Consider the following 18,107-nt stretch of genomic DNA (forward strand, 5'->3'; position numbering starts at 1 on the left):
CTATCCCGCCGACAGGCCTCTCGCCCGGCAAGGATCGACATGTCCGACTTCGCCCGCCGCCCCCTGCTCGGCGGACTGGCGGTCGCTACCGCCCTGGCTGCGCTATTGCCCCGCCGCGCGGGCGCCCAAGGGGGTGCCCAGGGGAATGGCCAGGCCGGCGAGTTGCGCCTCGGTGCCCTCTATCCCTTCTCCGGCAGCCTGGCGCTGCTGGGCGATGAAAGCTTCCGCGGGTTGGAGACCGCCGCCGAGGAGCGCAATGCCGCCGGCGGGCTGCTCGGCCGGCCGATCCGGCTGGTGAAGGGCGATGCGACCGAGCCGGACCAGGCCGCCGCTGAAGCCCGCCGGTTGATGGGCACCGAGCGCGTGGCGGCGATCTTCGGCACCTATGATTCCGCCCTCGCCTCCGCCGCCACCAGGGTGACGGAATTGCAGGGCCTGCCCTATTTCGAATTGGGCGCGATCAGCGACCGCATCACCGAACGCGGCTTCCGCTATGTCTTCCGCACCTGCCCGCGCGCCAGCGATTTCGGCCGGGAGACGGTGAACGTCGTCCCCGATGTCCTGGCGCCGCTGTGGAACCTGCCGCCCGCCGGGCTGCGGCTGGCGATCCTGCATGAGGATGCGTTGGTCGGGCAGAGCGTGGCCAATTCCCAGGAGGCACAGATCAAGGCGCGTGGCCTGCTGCAACTGGACCGGCTGGCCTATCCGGCGCGCAGCGTGGACCTCTCCGCCGCCGTCCAGCGGCTGCGGAGCATCGCCGCCGAGGTGGTGCTGCATACCGGCCAGCCCGGCGACATCGCGCTGCTCTATCGCGGCATGCGGGAGGCGGGATGGCGGCCGCGCATGGTGATCGGCTCCGGCGGCGGCTACAGCCTGGTGGACACCGCCCGCGCCATCGGCCCGGCTTTCGAGGGCACGCTGGATGTGGACTTCACCCAGTTCGAGGTGAATGAACGCATCGCGCCGGGCGTTCGGCAATTCGTCGAAATCTACCGGCGGACCTATGGCAGCGAACCGCGTTCCGGCCACAGCCTGGCGAATTACGCCGGCGCCCGCCTCTGCTTCGACGCGGTGCAGCGCGCCGGCGGCACCGACAAGGACCGCATCCGCGCCGCCATGCTGGCCAGCGATGTCGCGGAAGGCACGACACCCACCGGCTGGGGCGCCAGATTCGACGAAACCGGCCAGAACCAGCGCGCCCGGCCCTTCCTGATGCAATGGCAGGGGGGGGCCGGCTGGTCACGGTGGCCCCGGCGGAGGCCGCGGTGGCGCCGCTGCGACCCGGTTTCGGCAAGCCGGGCTGACACGGCACTCCCCCGCTTCGCCGTAATTGGCGGGGACTGCACTGCCACGCCCTGGCGGCCGGCGCGAGCCGCGACCAGGCATGCAACATTGAGCCCGCCAAGCCAGCACCGGCCGGCGATGCAACCGGAGCCGGGTCTTCGCATGCGCTCGCGGCGTCAGGAAATGGCTTCCCAACCGCGCCGGCATGGGACGATCATGCCCAGGGCTCGCCAATCTCAGCGTGCCCCAAGGCGAGGCGCCATCCGGGGGAAGAACGATGTCGCGGAAATTGCACCTCAACCTGTTCATCCATGGGCGCGGCCATCATGAATCGGCCTGGCGCCATGCCTCCGCGACCCCTCTCGCCCTCACGGATATCGAGTATTTCCGGCAATTGGCGCGGACCGCGGAGGCGGGGCTTTTCGATTCCATCTTCCTCGCGGATACCCTCACCCTCGGCGACGAGATCGAGCATTCCGCCAGGGGCGGGCTGGAGCCCATCACCACCCTGGCCGCGCTTGCCGGCGCGACGAGCCGGATCGGGCTGATCGCCACCGCCTCGACGACCTATACGGAGCCGTTCAACCTCGCGCGCCAATTCGCCTCGCTCGACCATATCAGCGGCGGCCGCATCGGCTGGAACATCGTCACCTCCTGGATCGCCGGCGCCGGCCGGAACTACGGGCAGGACCAGCAGATGGGCCATGCCGAGCGCTATGCGCGGGCGGAGGAATTCCTCGAAGTCGCAACCGGCCTCTGGGACAGTTGGGCCGATGACGCCATCCTGGACGACCGCCGGTCCGGCCGCTTCGCCGATCCGGCCCGGATCCGCAGCATCAACCACATGGGCGCGCATTACCGTGTCGAGGGGCCGCTGAACCTGCCGCGGTCGCCGCAGGGGCGCCCGGTCTTCGTGCAGGCCGGTTCCTCGGAGACGGGCCGGCAATTCGCCGCGCGGCACGCTGAGGCGGTCTTCACCGCGCATCTCGAGAAATTCACGGCGGCTGAGTTCTACGCCGACCTGAAATCCCAGGCCGCCGCGCTGGGCCGCCCGAGCGACCAGATCCTGATCCTCCCGGGCCTGAGCGCGGTAATCGGCTCGACCGAGGAGGAGGCGCGGAGGCTCTGGCGGGAATTGAACGAGTTGGCGGACCCGAGGGTCGGCCTGGCGCGCCTCTCCAGCCGGTTCGGCGGCCATGACTTCTCGCATCTCGAACTCGACCGGCCCCTCTCGGTCGATGACTTCCCGGACCCCGGGCAGGTGCAGGCGGCCCGCAGCCGGGCGCAGGTGATCACCTCCCTGGTGGCGCGCGAGCGCCCCACGCTGCGCGCGCTCCTGCACAGCCTTGCCGGGGCGCGCGGCCATTTCACCATGGCCGGCACGCCGGAGCAGGTCGCCGACCTCATCGAGGACTGGTTCCGCTCCGGCGCGGCGGATGGCTTCAATGTCATGCCGCCCATCCTGCCCGCGCTGCTCGATGTCTTCGTCGCGGAGGTCATCCCCATCCTGCAGCGGCGCGGCTTGTTCCGATACGAATATGAGGGGCATATGCTGCGGTCGCATTATGGGCTCGCGCGGCCGGGCAGCCGATTCTTCGACCATGCGGGATAGAGGTCTTGCCCTGTGCCGCCAGGTCCCTGAAGGCGGTCAGCCCCTCCGCAGCATGAAGTCCCGGCCGATCAGCTTCATGCCGATCCCGACGAAGGCCAGGGTGATGACCAGCAGGATGCCGCCAAGGGCCGACAGCACCTCGAGGTTGCCCTCCTCGCTCAGGTCGTAGAGCAGCACGGAAATGGTCCGCGTCTCCGGCCCCACGAGGAAGATCGCGGCGCTGAGTTCGCGCGTGGCCAGGATGAATACCAGGAGCCAGCCGCCCAGCAGCGCCTTCTTGAGCAGCGGCACCACCACGGTGCCGATGGCGGTCAGGCGCCCGCCGCCGAGGATGCGCACCGCCTCCTCCATTTCCGGGTGGATCATCTGCATCCCCGCGGCGCCATTGGCATAGGCGATCGGCAGGAACCGGGTGATGAAGGCCAGGATCATGATCGCCGCCGTGCCATAGAGCGTGAGCGGCGGCCCGGCATAGGCGGAGTAGAACCCAATCGCCATGACGATGCCGGGAATGACGAAGGGTGCCATGCAGAGGAAGGCCAGCGCCATGCCGAAGGGCATGAGCTGCCGCTTGACGATATAGGCGATGGCCAGCGCAAGGCCCATGGCGGCGGTGGCGGATACCGCGGAGAAGACGAAGGTGTTCACCACCGCCGGCCAGGCGGCATCATGCTGGAACAGCAGGTAGTGGTAGTTGCCCAGCGTCAGGTTGTCGAAGGAGAAGCCCCGGCCCCAGGCCTTGGCGAAGGAGGCCTGCAGCAGCGCGACCATCGGCGCCACCACGGAGAGCAGGCACACGAAGCCGCACCAGGCGAGAAGCACCCAGCGCCAGGGTCCCAGCCTGATGAGCCGCCGCTCACCCCCCCTTGCCGGTCTGCGAGACATAGCCCTTGCGGGCCAGCAGCAGCTTCTGGACGCCGATCAGCACCGCCGTGATCAGCAGCAGCGGCATGGCATAGGCAGCCGCGACCTCGGCGCGGACCGGGGCTTCGAAGAACTGCCAGAGCTGGGTGGTCACCACGTTGATGCGGGCCGGGATGCCGATGATGGCCGGCGTGCCGAAGAGCGCGATGGTCTCCAGGAAGACCAGGACGATGCTCGCCAGGATCGTCGGCCAGACCAGCGGCAGCGTGATCCGCAGCGTCGTGCGCCAGGTGCCGGCGCCGAGGATATTCGCCGCATCCTCCATTTCCGAGGCGACGAGGTCGAGCGCCGATTTGAGGAAAATGAAGATGAAGGGAAAGGAGTGCAGCGCAATGACAAGGGCGAGGCCGAAGAAGGTATAGACATTGACGAGGCTGCTCTCGCTGCCCGTGAGCCAGCCCCAGATCTGGTTGATCCACCCCGAATTGGGCCCCGCCAGCAGGATCCAGCCCACCGCGCCGAGATAGGGCGGAATGATGAAGGCGGCCAGCACCGTGAACCAGGCGAAACCCCGGCCCGGCATGTCGGTGCGCGAGCAGGCCCAGGCCATCGGCACGGCGAGGACGGCGCATATCGCGGCGCTGGCGGCGCCGAGCGCCAGGGAGTTCAGCACTGCATCGACATAGCGCTGCCGCCCATAGGCCGCGGCGTAGTTCCCCAGTGTGAAGGCGCCGGTGCGGCGGGCCTGGAAGCTGGTGATCAGCAACTCCGCCACCGGCCAGACGACCAGGAAGAACAGCGCGCCGATCAGCAGGATCCAGAGCAGCGTCGCCGGCTCCGCATGGCGCAGGCGGCGCATGAAGGCGTTGGCGGGCGCCGCCACGCCGGTGGCCGTCTTCGGGGCGGCGGTGGTGGAACTCATGGCCAGGCTCCCGCTGGTGGCACGCGCACCGGGCCTAGACCCCGAAGGTGTCGCGCCATGCCTCCTTCACCTCCGGGATGCCCTCTTCGATCTCCTCCGTCGTTGGCCGGATGACCTTGACCCGATCAAGCGGCTGCGCGCCGGGATAGGAGGGCACGTCGGGGCGGGTGACATCGCTGAAATTCTCGGCATGGATCTCGTTCGCCCGCTTGCCGAGCAGGAATTCGACGAAGAGGCGCGATGCGTTCGGATTGCGCGTGCCCTTCATGATCGCGCTCGGCGAGATCATGAGCAGCGTGCCGTCCTCGGGATAGATGACATCGAGCGGGTTGCCGCGGGCCGCGCTACGCAAGGTGGTCGCGCCCGGCCCGGCGGCGACCAGGCGCTCGCCGGAATTGAGCATGGTCACCGTATCGTTGATCGAGCGGCCGATCTGCGGCTTGTTCTTCTCGAGGTTGCGGAAATAATCCCAGCCATAGAGCTTCCGCATGGCCACCACCCAGGTGCCGACATAGCCGGAGAAGCCCGGATGCCCCACCGCGACGTGGTCCCGCCACTTCGGGTCGAGCAGGTCGGTCCATTTCCGCGGCGCCTCCTCGGGCTTCACCTTCGAGGTATTATAGGTAATCAGCACCGTTCCGGCCGCCGTCGTGTGGTAGTAGCCGTCCGGGTCGATGTCGCGGTAGGCCTCGAAGAGATGCACTGCGTTCCGCGGCACGTATTTCTCGAGCTGCCCGGCCTCCTTCAGCGCGGTGAAATGCCCCATGTCGGTCGAGCTGAACACATCGCAATTGCGCACGCGCGCACGCATGTCCTGCGACAGGCGCTGGAAGGCGACCTGGGCCGTGGTACGGACCACATTCACCTTCACGCCCGGATAGGTCTCGTTGAAGGCGCGGCCGATCGCCTCGGCCGTCTCGCTGTTGTAGTGCGAGACATACCAGGTGGCCTGCTCGTTCCCGGACTTGCCGGCTTCGTAGAGCGTCCGCTCATTGGCGCTGATGTCGCCGGCCGGTTGCGCCTGGGCGCGGCCCGGACCCGGCCGCACCAGACCAAGCGCAGCGAGGGATGCAAGGGCACGTCTGCTGAATGGCCGGCCTGTCGGCATCGCCTCCTCCCGTCATTTTCTTGCAGGGGAGGTTGGCACCCCGGGATCGCGACCGTCAACCGGCCCGCCCTTCGTCAGTCGGGCAGGAAGGGATTCGCGCCGCCGCGCCGCCGTTGCTGCTGCGGCGGGAAGGCGCCCGCCAGGTAGTCGACGATCAGCCGCCGTTCCTCGCCTTCGAGCGGCGGCATGCCCTGGCGCTCGGTCATCCAGTCCATCAACTCGTCCCAGCGCTCCCGCGACAGGCGCGAGCGGCGGATGACGGCGGTGCCGTGGCAGGCAGTGCAACGGTAGAAGGTCTCCTCCCGGCCCTCGCCCTCGGGCAGGGCTTCCGGGGTTTCCTCCATTGAGCCGGGACGCGCGGGCGCTTCCGCCTGGGCGGCGGCATGGCCGATCCAGGCGCCGGGCCGGCCGAGGCACAGCAGCGCCACGGCACCCAGCAACAGGCAGAAAAGGCGCGGCACGGCGCTACCCGACCAGGACCGCCGCGCGGCTGATCGGGTTGCCGCCATAGCCCTGCGGATTCCAGTTCGCCGCGAGATGCGGCTGCATCAGACCCTCGCTGTCGGTGGCCCGGTACCAGACCTCGAAATAACCATCCGAAGGCAGCGCCACCTGCCCGGACCAGCGCTGCCAGGCATGGCGGTTGGCCGGCTGTTCCACCCGCATCTCCTGCCAGGTGGCACCGAAATCGACGGAGGCATGCACCGCCCGCACCGTCCTGTCGCCAGCCCAGGCATGGCCGCGCAGATCCACCTGCCGGGTCCCGGCCGCAAGCCGCGTGCCATGCGCGAGATTCGTCAGCACCGAACGCACCGGCATCGATTCCAGGTCGCGGAAATCGCGCCCGTCATTGCGGCTGCCCGGCACGATCGGCTGCACGGGCACGCGATAGCTCGTCCCGCCCATGCCCTGGCCGTCATGCGGGCGGTCGCGGATCCAGATCCGCCGCAGCCATTTCTGGCTCAACGAGCCAGGCCAGCCGGGCGTGACGAGCCGCACCGGCGCGCCGTGCAGCAACGGGATGGGCTGCCCGTTCATGCGGATGGCGACCAGCGTATCCTCGTCCAGCGCCTTCTCGATCCGCATGCCGCGGCTGATCGCCTGGCGGTCCGGATCGCCGGAGAGATGCGGGTCCGCACCGAAATGGCCGGTGAATTTCGCGCTGTCCTTCAACCCCGCCGCCTGGAGCAGGTCGCGCAGCCGCACCCCGGTCCATTCGGCGCAGGAGATGGCGCCATTGCCCCATTGGTTGCCGCGGGTTTCGGGGGAGAAGGAGGCGCGGCCATTGCCGCCGCATTCCAGTTGCAACCGGCGCGTCACCAGTGGGAAGCGGCCGCCTTCGAGTTCACCCTGCGTCAGTTCCAGCGGCGCATTCACCTCGCCATCGATGCGGATCTTCCAGGCCCGCGGATCGGATGGCGCCTCGGGCACCTGGCCGTTGTTGCGGACGAACATCTTCGCCGCCGGCGTGATCTCGTCGTCGAGCAGCGTCTCCGGCGCCTCGGCGTTCAGCGGCCGCTCGCCCTGCAGGATCAGCGGCGCCTTGCCTTCGAGCTGGATCATGCGCGGCCCGCCCTGGGCACCGCCCGCAGCAGGGGCGGCAGGCTGCGCCAGGGCGGCAGGCAGGAGCCCCCCAGGCAGGCGTCCGGCGAAGGGGATGGCGGCGCCGAGTGCGGCGCCCATCGAGGCGAGCGCCGCGCCCTTCAGCGCACCGCGCCGACCCCAGACCAGCGCATCGGCCCGCTCAGGATCATCGCGATAGACCTCTTCGAGGCCGCGCTCGGGCTTCCCGATTGAAGGCATGGACGCTGCATCTCCCTGAGTGTTCTTGTGCCTGCCGTTGCTCATAGCCGAGGCCGGCGATGCGGAGCGATGCCAATACGGCATTCGGCTGCGCAATGATAGGTGAGCGCGGTGGCACATGGCAGGTGCCCTGCATCGACATGCCGCTGCTGGGTGGCAATGGTACCGACAGCCTCATCGGCGGCGATGTCTTCGTCCTCGGCAGCGGCTTCGGCAACGATCGGGTCAATGGCTTCGACGCCAATCCCGACGCCAACGGCAGCGACTTCCTGGAACTCTCCGGGCTGGGCGTGACGGCGGCCAACTTCGCCACGCGGGTGCTGATCACGGATATCGGTGCCGATACCCTGGTCACCATCACCAACTCCGGTGCCATCGTCGGCGGCACGATCACCCTCGTTGACATCGACAACGGGGCCATCACCACCGCGGCCGACTTCATCCTCGCCTGAGGATGACGCGCCGCGGGCCATTCAACCAGCGCCCGGCATGGTGGAAACACCCGCCGGGCGTTGGGCCTGTCAGCCGCCGAAACCCGCCATGGCCTGCCGCCATTCCGCCGCGGCGAGGCTTTCCTCGATGGCCATCAGCTCGGTCGCCAGCGCGCCGCGTGGGTCGCGGTCCAGCCCCTCCTCGATGCAGCGCTTGGCCATGCGGAGCGCCGCGGGCGGCGCCCCGGCGATGACGGCCGCAAGCTCGGCCAGCGCCGCCTCCAGCGCCTCCGCCTCGACCAGCCGCGTGACCAGCCCGTGCGCCAGCGCCTCCCCGGCGGAAAGCGTGCGGCCCGTGAACATCATGTCCTTGGCCAGGCGCTTGCCCAGCACCCGCGGCAGCCTCTGCGTCGCGCCGACCGTGCCCCAGAGCGCCTCCGGCGTGCGGAAGCTGGCGGCGGGAGTGGCGATGATAAAGTCGCAGGCGCCGGCGATCTCGCAGCCGGAACCGACCGCCGGCCCCTCGACCACGGCGATGGCCGGCATCGGCAGCGCCTCGATCGCATGATAGGAGGCGAAGCCCTTCACCCGGCGGGCGCGCACCTGGTCATCGCCCATCCCCTGGCGTTCCTTGATGTCGGCGCCGGCGCAGAAGACCGGGCCGGCGGCGCGCAGCAGCACCAGCCGCACCGCTTCCGCCGCCGCTCGCCGCGCTGCGGCGGCCAGCGCCTCGGCCATCGCCAGGTTCAGCGCATTGCGCGCCGCGGGCCGGTTCAGCGTGATGGTCGCCACGCCCTCGGGTGAGGCAGCATAGAGCACCGTGTCGTTCATCTCAGCCGAGGTGCAGGGTGCGGCTGTGCAGGGGGCGGCCGAGCAGCCGCTCCGCCTCCAGCCCCGCTTCGCGCAGCTTCGCCAGGTCGAGGCCGGTGGCGTAACCCATGGCCTGAAGTGCGGTTGCCAGGTCCTCGGTGCAGGTATTGCCGGTGAAGCCCTCGCCATAGGCGATCCCGGCCGGATGCCCGCCGGTGCCGCCGAGCGCGCTATCCGCATGGGTCAGCCCGGCCTCGATGGCGGCCAGCGTATTGGCCATGCCGGTGCCGCGGCTGTCGTGGAAATGCGCGATGAAGGTCGCGGTCGGCAGGGCGCCATGCAGCCAGCCGATCAGGTCGCGCACGCGCGGCGGCGTCGCGCTGCCGATGGTGTCGCCGATCGCGATGCGGGTCACGCCGAGATCGGCGAAACGCTGCGCATCCTCCAGCACGCGGCTCTGGTCGGTCGGGCCGTCGAAGGGGCAGTCGAAGGCGACGGAGATGGTGCCGACCAGGGTGAAGGCGTCGCCGGCCTGCGCCGCCATCTCGGCCACATTCGCCCATTGCTCCTCGCGCGAGCGGTGCAGGTTCCGCTGGCTGTGGCCCTCGCTGGCGGAGACCAGCAGCGAAAGCTCCTCCGGCCCGAAACCGCCCGCCTTCGCCTCCAGCGCCCGACGCACCGCCTGCGGGTTCGGGCAGGTGGCCTTGAACAGCAGGCCGGGGCGCCGCCGCACGCCGCGCAGCACGGCCTCCGCATCGGCGAATTGCGGCACCTGGCCGGGATGCGCGAAGGAGGTGATCTCGATCCGGCGGAAACCGCAATCGGCGATGCGTTCGATCATCGCGATCTTCGCCTCGGTGGGCAGGATCGCCGTCTCATGCTGCAACCCGTCGCGGGCGAAGCATTCGCAGAGCACGATGCCATGCCCGGCCGGCGCCGCGGTCAGCGCGATCTCGGCGGGGTCGAGCATGTCTTCGGCGGGGGTCGGGTCGCTCACAGGCCAAGTTCCTTCAGGATGGCGATGACACCGTCCGGGTCGCGCGCCGTGCGCGCCCCGGCATCGGCAAGGGCGGCGAGCTTGGCGGCGGCGGCTTCCCGCGCGCCGCCGACCAGGGCGCCGGCATGGCCCATGCGGCGGCCCTCCGGCGCGTGGCGGCCGACCAGCATGGCCACCACCGGCTTGCCGCAGCGGGGGGATGCAATCGGCCAGGGCATATTCCTTGTCGCCGCCGATCTCGCCGCAATAGAGCACGGCCGCGGTGCCGGCATCCTCCGCCAGCGCCGCCAGATACTCCGCCGGGTTGCGGCCGCAGACCGTGTCGCCGCCGAGATGCATCACCGCCCGCTGCCCGATGCCGGAAGCCGTCAGCAGCCGCGCCATGGTGAGCGTCAGCGTGCCGCTGCGGCAGATCACCGCAAGCCGCCCGGGCGCGCAGAAGGCCGGCGCGATGGAGCCGAGCAGCCCCTCCCCGGGCACGCAGACGCCGAGCGTATTCGGCCCAACCAGCCAGCACCCGGCCTCCCGCGCCAGCTTCGCCGCCGCCAGCGCATCATGCACGGGCACGTATTCGGCGGCGACGACGATGCTCGGCACCCGGGCCGCGGCACAGGCGCGCACCGCGTCCAGCACGCCCTCGGGCGGGGTATAGATCACCGCGGCATCGGCGGGCTCCGGCAATTCGCGCAGGTCGTCCAGCAGAGGGATGCCATCCTGCGCGCCGCACCCGCGGCCGAGTGCGATGCCGGCCAGGATCCGCGTCCCCGCCTCCCGCATCGCCGCCACCTGCGCGGCGGCATAGCGGCCGGTCGGGTTGAACACCACGACGCGGCGGGGGAAGCTGGAGAGGAACGGGGCCCGGGTCACGGAGGATACGGTGCGGCTGACCGAGCATGATGGCAAGACGCTGCTGCGCCGCCACGGCCTGGCGGTGCCGCGCGGCACGCTGCTGGCCGGCCCGCCGGGGCCGGAGGCGGCCGGCATGCTGAAGGCGCAGACGCTGGAAGGCAGCCGCGGCAAGCGCGGGCTGGTGCGGCGGGTCGCGGCCGGCGAGGCGCCGGTAGCCGCCGCTGCCATTCGCGCCGCCCTCGGCGATGCAACCGCGCCGCTGCTGCTGGAGGAGGCCGTTGCGATGGTGCGGGAGGTCTATCTGGCCCTCCGCATCGACGGCACCGCCCAGGCCATCGAACTGCTCTGCTCCCCGGCCGGCGGCGTCGAGGTGGAAGCCGCCGATGCCCTGCTCCGCTGCCCCCTTGATCCCGATGCTGGCCTCGCACTGGAGATGGTCTTCGCCACGCTGCGCCCCGCCTTCCCGCCCGATCTCGCGGCCCGCCTGGCGCGGCTGGCGCTGCGGTTGGCGCGGGTGATGCGGGCGGAGGACCTCGAATTGCTGGAGATCAACCCGCTGGCGGTGCTGCCGGATGGCGGGCTGATGGCCTGCGACGCCAGGCTGGTGCGCGACGATGCAAGCGCCTTCCGGCACGCGCCGCCGCCGCTTTCCGCGGCGCTGGAGGATGCGGCGCTGACGCCGCTGGAACGCCGCGCCCGCGACCAGGGCTTCCAATTGGTGGAACTGCCGGGCGGCACGGTGGCGATGGTGACGGCCGGCGCCGGGCTCGGTATGTTGATGCTGGACCTGCTCGGCGATGCCGGCTGCCCCGCCGCCTGCTTCATGGACAACCTCCAGGGCGGGCCGCTGGACAGCACGGCGGAACGCCTGGACGCAGCCTTCGAGATCGCCCGGCGGCCAGCGGTGCGGGGCGTGATGTTCTTCACCACCCTGGCCTCGCGGCCACTGAAGGCGCGGGTCGATGCGCTGGCCGCGGCGCTGCGGGCCAGCCCGCCGCCGAAGCCGCTCTTCGTCGGCATCGCCGCGGGGCATGCGGCACTGCACGGCTATTCGCTGGACCAGGCACGGGCCGAGCTGGCGGCGGTGGGCGTCGCGGCGCTGCATGACAACCCGCATGACCTGGTGCGGGCGGTGGCGGCGGGGCTGCGCGCCGCATGGCCTCTGGCGTGCCCCGCCGCCCCGGCCCAGACTTGCCGGCGGGAGGATGCACCGGAATGACCCTGCGACGCCGCCACCTGCTGGCCACGGGCGCCCTGCTGCCCACGGGCGCGCTGCTGCCCTGCGCCGCGCATGCCCAGCCGCATTGGCCCGACCGGCCGCTGCGAATCGTCGTACCCTATCCGCCCGGCGGCTCGAACGACATCCTGGCCCGCATCCTGGCCGAGCCGCTGCGCGAGATCCTGGGTCAGCCCGTGCTGGTGGAGAACCGGGCCGGCGCCGGCGGCAATATTGGCACCGATGCGGTGGCCAAATCGCCGCCCGATGGGCACAGCCTGCTGCTCACCGCCCCCGGCCCGCTGGCGATCAACGAGCATCTCTACCGCGGCATGCCCTTCAGCCCGGAGCACGACCTGGTGCCGGTGGCGCTGGTGGCCAGCGTGCCGATCGTGCTGATGGCAACCAATGCGCTGCCGGTGCGCAACTTGGCCGAGCTGATCGCCCTGGCGAAGCGGGAGCCGGGGCGGCTTGCCTTCGGCTCCTCCGGCAATGCCAGCACCAACCACCTGGCCGGCGAGCTGCTGAAGAGCATGGCCGGGATCGAGGTGGTGCATGTGCCCTATCGCGGCGCCGCGCCGGCCATGACGGATCTCATCGCCGGCCAGGTGCAGTTCATGTTCGACAACATGCCGGGCTCCCTGCCGCAGCTCCGCGAGGGCCGGGTGCGGGCGCTGGCCCTGGCCGGGGCCAGCCGCGCCGCGGTGCTGCCGGAATTGCCGACGGTCGCGGAAAGCGGCCTGCCCGGCTTCGAGGCGGCGGCCTGGTTCGGCCTGGCCGCGCCGGGCGGCACGCCGCCGGCGCTGGTCGCGCGGCTCAATGCCGCGGTGCTGCAGGCCCTGGCCTCCCCCGCCTTGCGCGCCCGCTTCGCCGAGGCGGGGGCCGAGCCCGGCGGGCTGGACGCTGCCGGCTTTGCCGGTTTCGTCGCGGCGGAGCGGGAGAAGTGGCGGCAGGTGGTGGCCGCGTCCGGCGCCCGGGCCGACTAGATCAGCCGCGCCGGCCCCGGCATGATGGCGCGAGGCATTCCAGGGACCAAGCAGCATGACCGTCGGCTTCCGCATCCGCCTCGTCACCGCCCGCGTCGATGCCGCGCTCTGCGCCCGGGCCGCCAAACTGCCGGCGGCCAATATCGGCGATGTGATGAGCCGCATGCAGACCATGCGCGGCGGCTTTCGCCCCTTCGGCGGCCGCAAGGTGGTGGCCGGGCCGGCCTTCACCATCCGCGCCCGGTCCGGCGACAACCTCATGCTGCACCGCGCCATCGACCTGGCGGAGCCCGGCGATGTCATCGTCTGCGATGGCGGCGGCGAACTCGCCATCGCCCAGACCGGCGAGCTGATGATGGGCCATGCCGCAAAGCGCGGCATTGCGGCGGTCATCATCGATGGCGCGGTGCGCGACATCGCGGCGCTGGCGATGCTCGATCTCGGCATCTGGGCCTGTGGCGTGACGCCCTCCGGCCCCTACAAGGACGGGCCGGGCGAGATCGGCTATCCCGTCTCCTGCGGCGGCCAGGTGGTGATGCCGGGAGACCTCGTCATGGCCGATGAGGATGGCGTGGTGGTGGTCCCGGCCGCCGATGCCGCCGAGGTGCTGGTCGCGGCCGAGGCGCATAATGCCAAGGAAATCAAGGCCCAGGCGGCGATCGAGGCAGGCACCAGTGAACGCGGCTGGGTGCTGGACCTGCTCAGGTCCAAGGGCTGCGACGGGGCCTGAGCCGGAGGGTCGGGCGGCGCGGCCCTACCGCCGCCGCCCGGCACGTCGGCGCGGCCGCTGTGGTTCCACCGGCTGCAGCAGCATCACCGCCGCGCCGAATTGGGCGCTGGCGAAGGTGAGGCCGGTGAAGACCCAGAGCAGCAGGATCGGCCCCGCCGGCTGCGACGCCTGCCGCAGCAAGGTGCCGATGCCGCCGGGATCACCCAGCAGCAGCGCGGCCATGAACAGTGCGGCCAGTCCGAAGCCGATGGCGCTGTGCAGCGCCAGGAAGCGGAGCGGCAGGTTGCGGATCGAATTCGGCATGTCCGCAGAGCGCAGGCGCGGCCGCCGGGTTCCTTCCGGGATCAGTCCTGGCCGGGATCAGTCCTGGCGGGGTGTCGCATGCGGGGCGAGCCAGCCCATGCTGGCCCCGGGCTCCGCATCCGTGCTCGGCAGATAGGGCTTGATGTCGAGCAGCGGCGTGCCGTCCACGCAGTCCAGGTAGCGCACCCGCAGCACGCCCGGCGCCTCGAACCCTTCGAAAGCCACCACGGAAAGCCCGATCGGGTTCGGGCGGAAGGGCGCGCGGGTGGCGAAGACGCCGCGCCGCCGCGTATCGAAGGGCGGGGTGAAGTTCAGCCGCGCCACGCCGGCGCGATGCATCCAATAGAGCAGGAGGAGGTGCGAGAATCCCTCCACCCCCTCCAGCCCGGGCAGGTATTCCGCCTCCATCACCACGCGGCAGAGCGGCGCCGGCTGCGCCTGGCGGCCATTGCGCGGGCACTCGGCCGGTGTCGCCCAGGGGGTTTCGATGCGGCCGATGGGGCTGAGGGTGAAGGCCATGCCGCAGGTTATCCTGGCGGCGCCAGAACCGCGCCGCCGATCAGCGCCGCGATCTCGGCCTCGGTATAGCCCGCATCCGCCAGCACGCTCCGCGCATCGGCGCCGAGGCGTGGCGCCAGGGGCAGCTCGTCCGGCCCGGCGGCGGAGAAGGTCACAGGACGGCCGAGCCCGATCATCGGCCCTTCGGTTGGGTGGTTCTCCCGCCGGAGGAAGCCGGCCTCCCAGAGATGCGGGTCCTCCAGCAGCCCCTCGATGGTGTTGTAGGGCATGGCGGGAATCTCGCGCCGACGGAATTCCGCCGCCCATTCCGCCGTGCTGCGCGTGGAGAGCGCCTCCGCGCGCAGCTTGAAATAGGCATCCACGTTGCGGAAGCGCGCGCCCACCGAGTTGAAGCGCGGGTCGTCGCGCAGTTCTGGGCGGCCGATGGCATCGAAGAAGGCGAAAGCCTGGGCATCGGTATTGGCCGATACGGCGATATAGCCATCGCTCGTCGGGATCGGCTTGGCATCCGGGTTCATCACGCGCGGGTCGCCGGTCGGGCCCTCCGGGTCGAAGGTGCGGCGGAACATGTGCTCGGTCAGCACAAAATGCGCCATGCTCTCGAACATCGGCACCTCGATCGCCTGGCCCTCGCCGCTCCTCTCGCGGGCATAAAGCGCGGCGGTGATGGCCTGGGAGGCGATGATGCCGGTGATGTGGTCACACAGCACGAAGGGCGCGAAGCGCGGCTCCCCCAATACCCGCCCCAGCGCGGCGGCGAAGCCGGAGGCGCCCTGGACGATGGTGTCATAGGCCGGGCTGTCATGGTAGCGGCCGCGCTTGCCGAAGCCGGCGATGATGCAGAAGACCAGGCGCGGGTTCCTGGCCGAAAGCGCCTCCCAGGTGATGCCGAGCCGCTCCAGCGCGCCGCTCCGCATGTTCGTCACCAGCACATCGGCCTGATCCACCAGCCGCGCCAGCACCGCCAGCCCCGCCGCGGATTTCAGGTCCACCGCGATGCTCCGCTTGCCGCGGTTGAAATGGATGAATTTCGGCGACATGTCCGGCGAGGGCGCCGGCCCGCCCAGCTTCCGCAGCAGGTCGCCCTCCGGCGGCTCCAGCTTGACGACATCGGCACCCTGTTCGGCGAGGGTGAGCGTGCAGCTCGGCCCCACCACGACCGCCGTCAGGTCCAGCACCTTCACGCCGGAGAGCGGGCCCTTCGCGCTCATGCCCCCACTCACGATACCGACTCCGCCGTCGCTTCCACCGCAACGCGCTCGCGGTCGCCCAGCGCCCAGAGCCGCAGCCGGTTCGCGGTTTCCGCATGGCAGACCAGGCTGGCCGGGCGGCCCACGAAAAGCGGTCGGCCGTTGCGCGTGGTGAAGGTGGTCATGCGGCGGCGCAGCCGGCTTTTCGCCAGTTCCATCAGGAAGAGCGCGGTCAGCCCGCCATTCACCACCAGCGCCGGATAGCCCTCGATGCCACGGGTATAGTCGGCGTCGTAGTGGATGCGGTGGCCGTTGAAGGTCACGGCGGAATAGCGGAACAGCAGCACGGGATCGGGCCGGAAGGCGACGCGATGCGCCTCCGCGGGAATCGGCACGGGCTCGGCGGCGGCGGGTGCGGAGGCGGCCTCCCCGCCGGAAGCCGCTTCCGGCATCGGGCGGAAGACCAGGTCCTGCTCCTCCACCACCGCTTCGACATCCAGGTTGGCGGGGGTGATGCCATGGCGGATGGTGACGAAGACCATGCGCCCGCTCCGCCCCTCCTTCGGCGTGATGCTGGCGATGCTGGAGGTGCGGCGCACCGTCTCGCCGATGCGGATGGGGGCCAGGAACCGGGTGCGCCGTCCGGCGAACATGCGGCGCGGCAGCCTGATCGGCGGCAGGAAATCACCCTTCGGCGGATGCCCATCCGCGCCGAGGCTGGATTGCGGCGCCAGCGGGCCGAACAGCACGCTGTGCCAGCCCTCCGGCAGCGGCATGCCGGCGCCGATGGTCATCGGGTCGCGGTCGAGCAGCACGGCCAGGCGGCGGATCAGCCCGAGCGATGCCTCATCCTCCACCGTCTCCGACCGGCCGATCCATTCGCGCAGCGCGGCATCGTCCATGATGCGTCTCTCCTCGGTTCCGGCAATCTCCGGAGCCGCGCCGGGCCTGTCAATTGCGGCGTCCAGGCTTGCCCGCCGCCCGGCCCGGCGCAATGCTGCCGCCCAAAGCCGCCCGAGGGGGAAACCGCCGATGCCGAGCCTGACGCCCAGCAACTCCCCGATCGTCGCGGCCTATATGGCGCGCACGCCGGGCTCCGCCGCGCTGCACGCGCAGGCGCTGGAATTCCTGCCGAGCGGCATTGCGCATGACAGCCGGCACACCGACCCCTATCCCCTCTATACCCACCGCGCCGCCGGCCCGCGCAAATGGGATGTGGATGGCAATGAGCTGGTGGATTTCTACGGCGGCCATGGCGCGCTGCTGCTCGGCCACTGCAACCCGGCGGCCACCGCGGCGGCGCAGGCGCAATTGGCGCTCGGCACGCAATTCGGCAGTTGCCATGCGCTGGAGGTGGAGTGGAGCCGGCTGGTGACGCAGATGGTCCCCTGCGCCGAGCGGGTGCGCTTCACCTCATCGGGCACCGAGGCCACGCATATGGCGCTCCGCCTGGCGCGGGCCTTCACCGGGCGGGCGAAGGTCATCCGCTTCCAGCGGCATTTCCATGGCTGGCACGACCATATGGCCTTCGGCGTGGAGAACCACCTCGACGGCACGCCCACCCCCGGCGTGCTGGACCAGGTGGCGCGGGAGGTGGTGCTGCTGCCGCCGAACGACATCGAGGCGGTGCGGCGCGCCTTCGCCGGGGATGAGGACATCGCCGCGGTGATCCTGGAGCCGACCGGCGCCTCCACCGGCATGATCCCGACCGGCGCGGAATTCCTGCGCGGCCTCCGCCAGGTGACGCAGGAGCACGGCGCGGTGCTGATCTTCGACGAGGTAGTGACGGGCTTCCGCGTCGCCCCCGGTGGTGCCCAGGCAGCCTTGGGCGTGACACCCGACCTGACGACCCTCGCAAAAATCTTGGCCGGCGGGCTGCCGGGCGGCGCGGTCTGCGGCCGCAAGGAAATTCTCGACTGGATCGATTTCGAGGTCTCGGCCGCCAGGGGCCGCGAGAAGATCCGCCACCAGGGCACCTACAACGCCAACCCCGTCTCCGCCGCCGCCGGCATCGAGACCTTGCGGCAGATCCAGGCGGGCGATGCCTGCGCCCGCGCCACCGCCGCCGCCGCGGCGCTGCGCGATGCCTTCAACCGCGTGCTGGCCGAGGAGGACATTCCCTGGGCCGTCTATGGCGAGCATTCCGTGCTGCATTTCTTCACCAACCCGGAGGGGCTGCGGATCGACCCCCTGGCCTGGGATGCGCTGGCGCAGCCCGCCTCGGTCTTCAGGCCGGACCCGCGCAAGGCCATGCTCGCCAAGCTCTATCTGGCGCTGGTGGTGGGCGGCATCGACCCCAAGGGCCCGCGCGGTGCCATCGTCTCGGCCACCCATGGCGAGGCCGAGATCGCCGCCGCGACCGGTGCCTGGCGGCAGGCATTGCGGATGCTGAAGGAGGAGGGCGAGTTGCGGCATTAGCCGGGCGTCGCCCTGGCCGGAAACACCCAAATCCGGTCAGGACGGCACCTTGGCCGATCCGGAAT

At 70.7% G+C, this 18,107-nt stretch carries 18 protein-coding genes; 7 read left to right on the forward strand and 11 right to left on the reverse strand.

Features of this window, described 5'->3' with window-relative positions; all coding sequences use genetic code 11:
* Positions 1–39 precede the first annotated feature (39 nt).
* Together KSF81_RS30300 and KSF81_RS21775 are read left to right on the forward strand one after the other, a co-directional pair.
* The gene (locus KSF81_RS30300) at positions 40–1,614 is read left to right on the forward strand and encodes an ABC transporter substrate-binding protein (protein ID WP_254453675.1); all 1,575 of its coding nucleotides are present in this window, start codon (positions 40–42) and stop codon (positions 1,612–1,614) included.
* Complete coding sequence (locus tag KSF81_RS21775) at positions 1,562–2,896, forward strand: LLM class flavin-dependent oxidoreductase (RefSeq protein ID WP_254453676.1); 1,335 nt, start codon at positions 1,562–1,564, stop codon at positions 2,894–2,896. Before KSF81_RS30300 ends, KSF81_RS21775 begins: the two co-directional genes overlap by 53 nt.
* Before the next feature lie 36 nt (positions 2,897–2,932).
* Here the strand turns inward: KSF81_RS21775 and KSF81_RS30305 are convergent, their stop codons facing one another.
* From KSF81_RS30305 to KSF81_RS21795, 5 genes are all read right to left on the reverse strand, one after another.
* Positions 2,933–3,718 (reverse strand): iron ABC transporter permease, encoded by a 786-nt coding sequence (locus tag KSF81_RS30305; RefSeq protein ID WP_254453677.1) that lies wholly within the window; start codon positions 3,716–3,718, stop codon positions 2,933–2,935.
* 34 nt (positions 3,719–3,752) lie between these two features.
* Positions 3,753–4,682, reverse strand: coding sequence for an iron ABC transporter permease (locus KSF81_RS30310; protein WP_254453678.1), 930 nt, complete (start codon positions 4,680–4,682; stop codon positions 3,753–3,755).
* A 34-nt stretch (positions 4,683–4,716) separates the two neighbouring features.
* Entirely contained in the window at positions 4,717–5,730 is a 1,014-nt protein-coding gene (locus KSF81_RS21785) for an extracellular solute-binding protein (RefSeq protein ID WP_217380739.1), read from the reverse strand.
* Positions 5,731–5,864: 134 nt separating this feature from the next.
* Positions 5,865–6,251 (reverse strand): cytochrome C-552, encoded by a 387-nt coding sequence (locus KSF81_RS21790; protein WP_217380740.1) that lies wholly within the window; start codon positions 6,249–6,251, stop codon positions 5,865–5,867.
* A gap of 4 nt (positions 6,252–6,255) precedes the next feature.
* On the reverse strand, positions 6,256–7,593 hold the full coding sequence (locus KSF81_RS21795; protein WP_217380741.1) for a sulfite oxidase: 1,338 nt from the start codon (positions 7,591–7,593) through the stop codon (positions 6,256–6,258).
* A 59-nt stretch (positions 7,594–7,652) separates the two neighbouring features.
* Here KSF81_RS21795 and KSF81_RS21800 point away from each other — a divergent pair, with 59 nt between their 5' ends.
* The gene (locus KSF81_RS21800; protein ID WP_217380742.1) at positions 7,653–8,045 is read left to right on the forward strand and encodes a hypothetical protein; all 393 of its coding nucleotides are present in this window, start codon (positions 7,653–7,655) and stop codon (positions 8,043–8,045) included.
* A gap of 69 nt (positions 8,046–8,114) precedes the next feature.
* Here the strand turns inward: KSF81_RS21800 and KSF81_RS21805 are convergent, their stop codons facing one another.
* Entirely contained in the window at positions 8,115–8,855 is a 741-nt protein-coding gene (locus KSF81_RS21805) for an enoyl-CoA hydratase/isomerase family protein (RefSeq protein ID WP_217380743.1), read from the reverse strand.
* Between the two features lies 1 nt (position 8,856).
* Complete coding sequence (locus KSF81_RS21810; RefSeq protein ID WP_217380744.1) at positions 8,857–10,698, reverse strand: hydroxymethylglutaryl-CoA lyase; 1,842 nt, start codon at positions 10,696–10,698, stop codon at positions 8,857–8,859.
* Between the two features lie 10 nt (positions 10,699–10,708).
* Here KSF81_RS21810 and KSF81_RS21815 point away from each other — a divergent pair, with 10 nt between their 5' ends.
* From KSF81_RS21815 to KSF81_RS21825, 3 genes are read left to right on the forward strand one after another with little or no spacing between them, the layout of a single operon-like run.
* Positions 10,709–11,899, forward strand: a complete 1,191-nt coding sequence (locus KSF81_RS21815) for an ATP-grasp domain-containing protein (RefSeq protein ID WP_217380745.1) — start codon at positions 10,709–10,711, stop codon at positions 11,897–11,899.
* Positions 11,896–12,882, forward strand: a complete 987-nt coding sequence (locus tag KSF81_RS21820; protein ID WP_217380746.1) for a tripartite tricarboxylate transporter substrate binding protein — start codon at positions 11,896–11,898, stop codon at positions 12,880–12,882. Before KSF81_RS21815 ends, KSF81_RS21820 begins: the two co-directional genes overlap by 4 nt.
* Positions 12,883–12,937: 55 nt before the next feature.
* The gene (locus KSF81_RS21825; protein ID WP_217380747.1) at positions 12,938–13,612 is read left to right on the forward strand and encodes an RraA family protein; all 675 of its coding nucleotides are present in this window, start codon (positions 12,938–12,940) and stop codon (positions 13,610–13,612) included.
* A 24-nt stretch (positions 13,613–13,636) separates the two neighbouring features.
* On the opposite strand, the gene KSF81_RS21830 is transcribed toward KSF81_RS21825, so the two are convergent.
* Genes KSF81_RS21830 through KSF81_RS21845 form a run of 4 tightly spaced genes read right to left on the reverse strand, consistent with a single transcriptional unit; the run spans position 13,637 to position 16,526 of the window.
* Positions 13,637–13,915, reverse strand: coding sequence for a hypothetical protein (locus KSF81_RS21830; protein WP_217380748.1), 279 nt, complete (start codon positions 13,913–13,915; stop codon positions 13,637–13,639).
* 57 nt (positions 13,916–13,972) lie between these two features.
* Positions 13,973–14,434, reverse strand: coding sequence for a tRNA (N6-threonylcarbamoyladenosine(37)-N6)-methyltransferase TrmO (tsaA, locus tag KSF81_RS21835; RefSeq protein WP_217380749.1), 462 nt, complete (start codon positions 14,432–14,434; stop codon positions 13,973–13,975).
* Positions 14,435–14,442: 8 nt separating this feature from the next.
* Positions 14,443–15,645, reverse strand: a complete 1,203-nt coding sequence (locus KSF81_RS21840) for a CaiB/BaiF CoA-transferase family protein (RefSeq protein ID WP_217380750.1) — start codon at positions 15,643–15,645, stop codon at positions 14,443–14,445.
* Between the two features lie 8 nt (positions 15,646–15,653).
* Complete coding sequence (locus tag KSF81_RS21845) at positions 15,654–16,526, reverse strand: MaoC family dehydratase N-terminal domain-containing protein (protein ID WP_217380751.1); 873 nt, start codon at positions 16,524–16,526, stop codon at positions 15,654–15,656.
* Positions 16,527–16,656: 130 nt separating this feature from the next.
* On the opposite strand from KSF81_RS21845, the gene KSF81_RS21850 reads away from it, so the two are divergent.
* The gene (locus KSF81_RS21850; protein ID WP_217380752.1) at positions 16,657–18,042 is read left to right on the forward strand and encodes an aspartate aminotransferase family protein; all 1,386 of its coding nucleotides are present in this window, start codon (positions 16,657–16,659) and stop codon (positions 18,040–18,042) included.
* Positions 18,043–18,107: the final 65 nt, after the last annotated feature.

This window comes from Siccirubricoccus sp. G192 (genome assembly GCF_019084075.1).
In the GTDB taxonomy this organism is placed as follows: Bacteria; Pseudomonadota; Alphaproteobacteria; order Acetobacterales; family Acetobacteraceae; genus G192.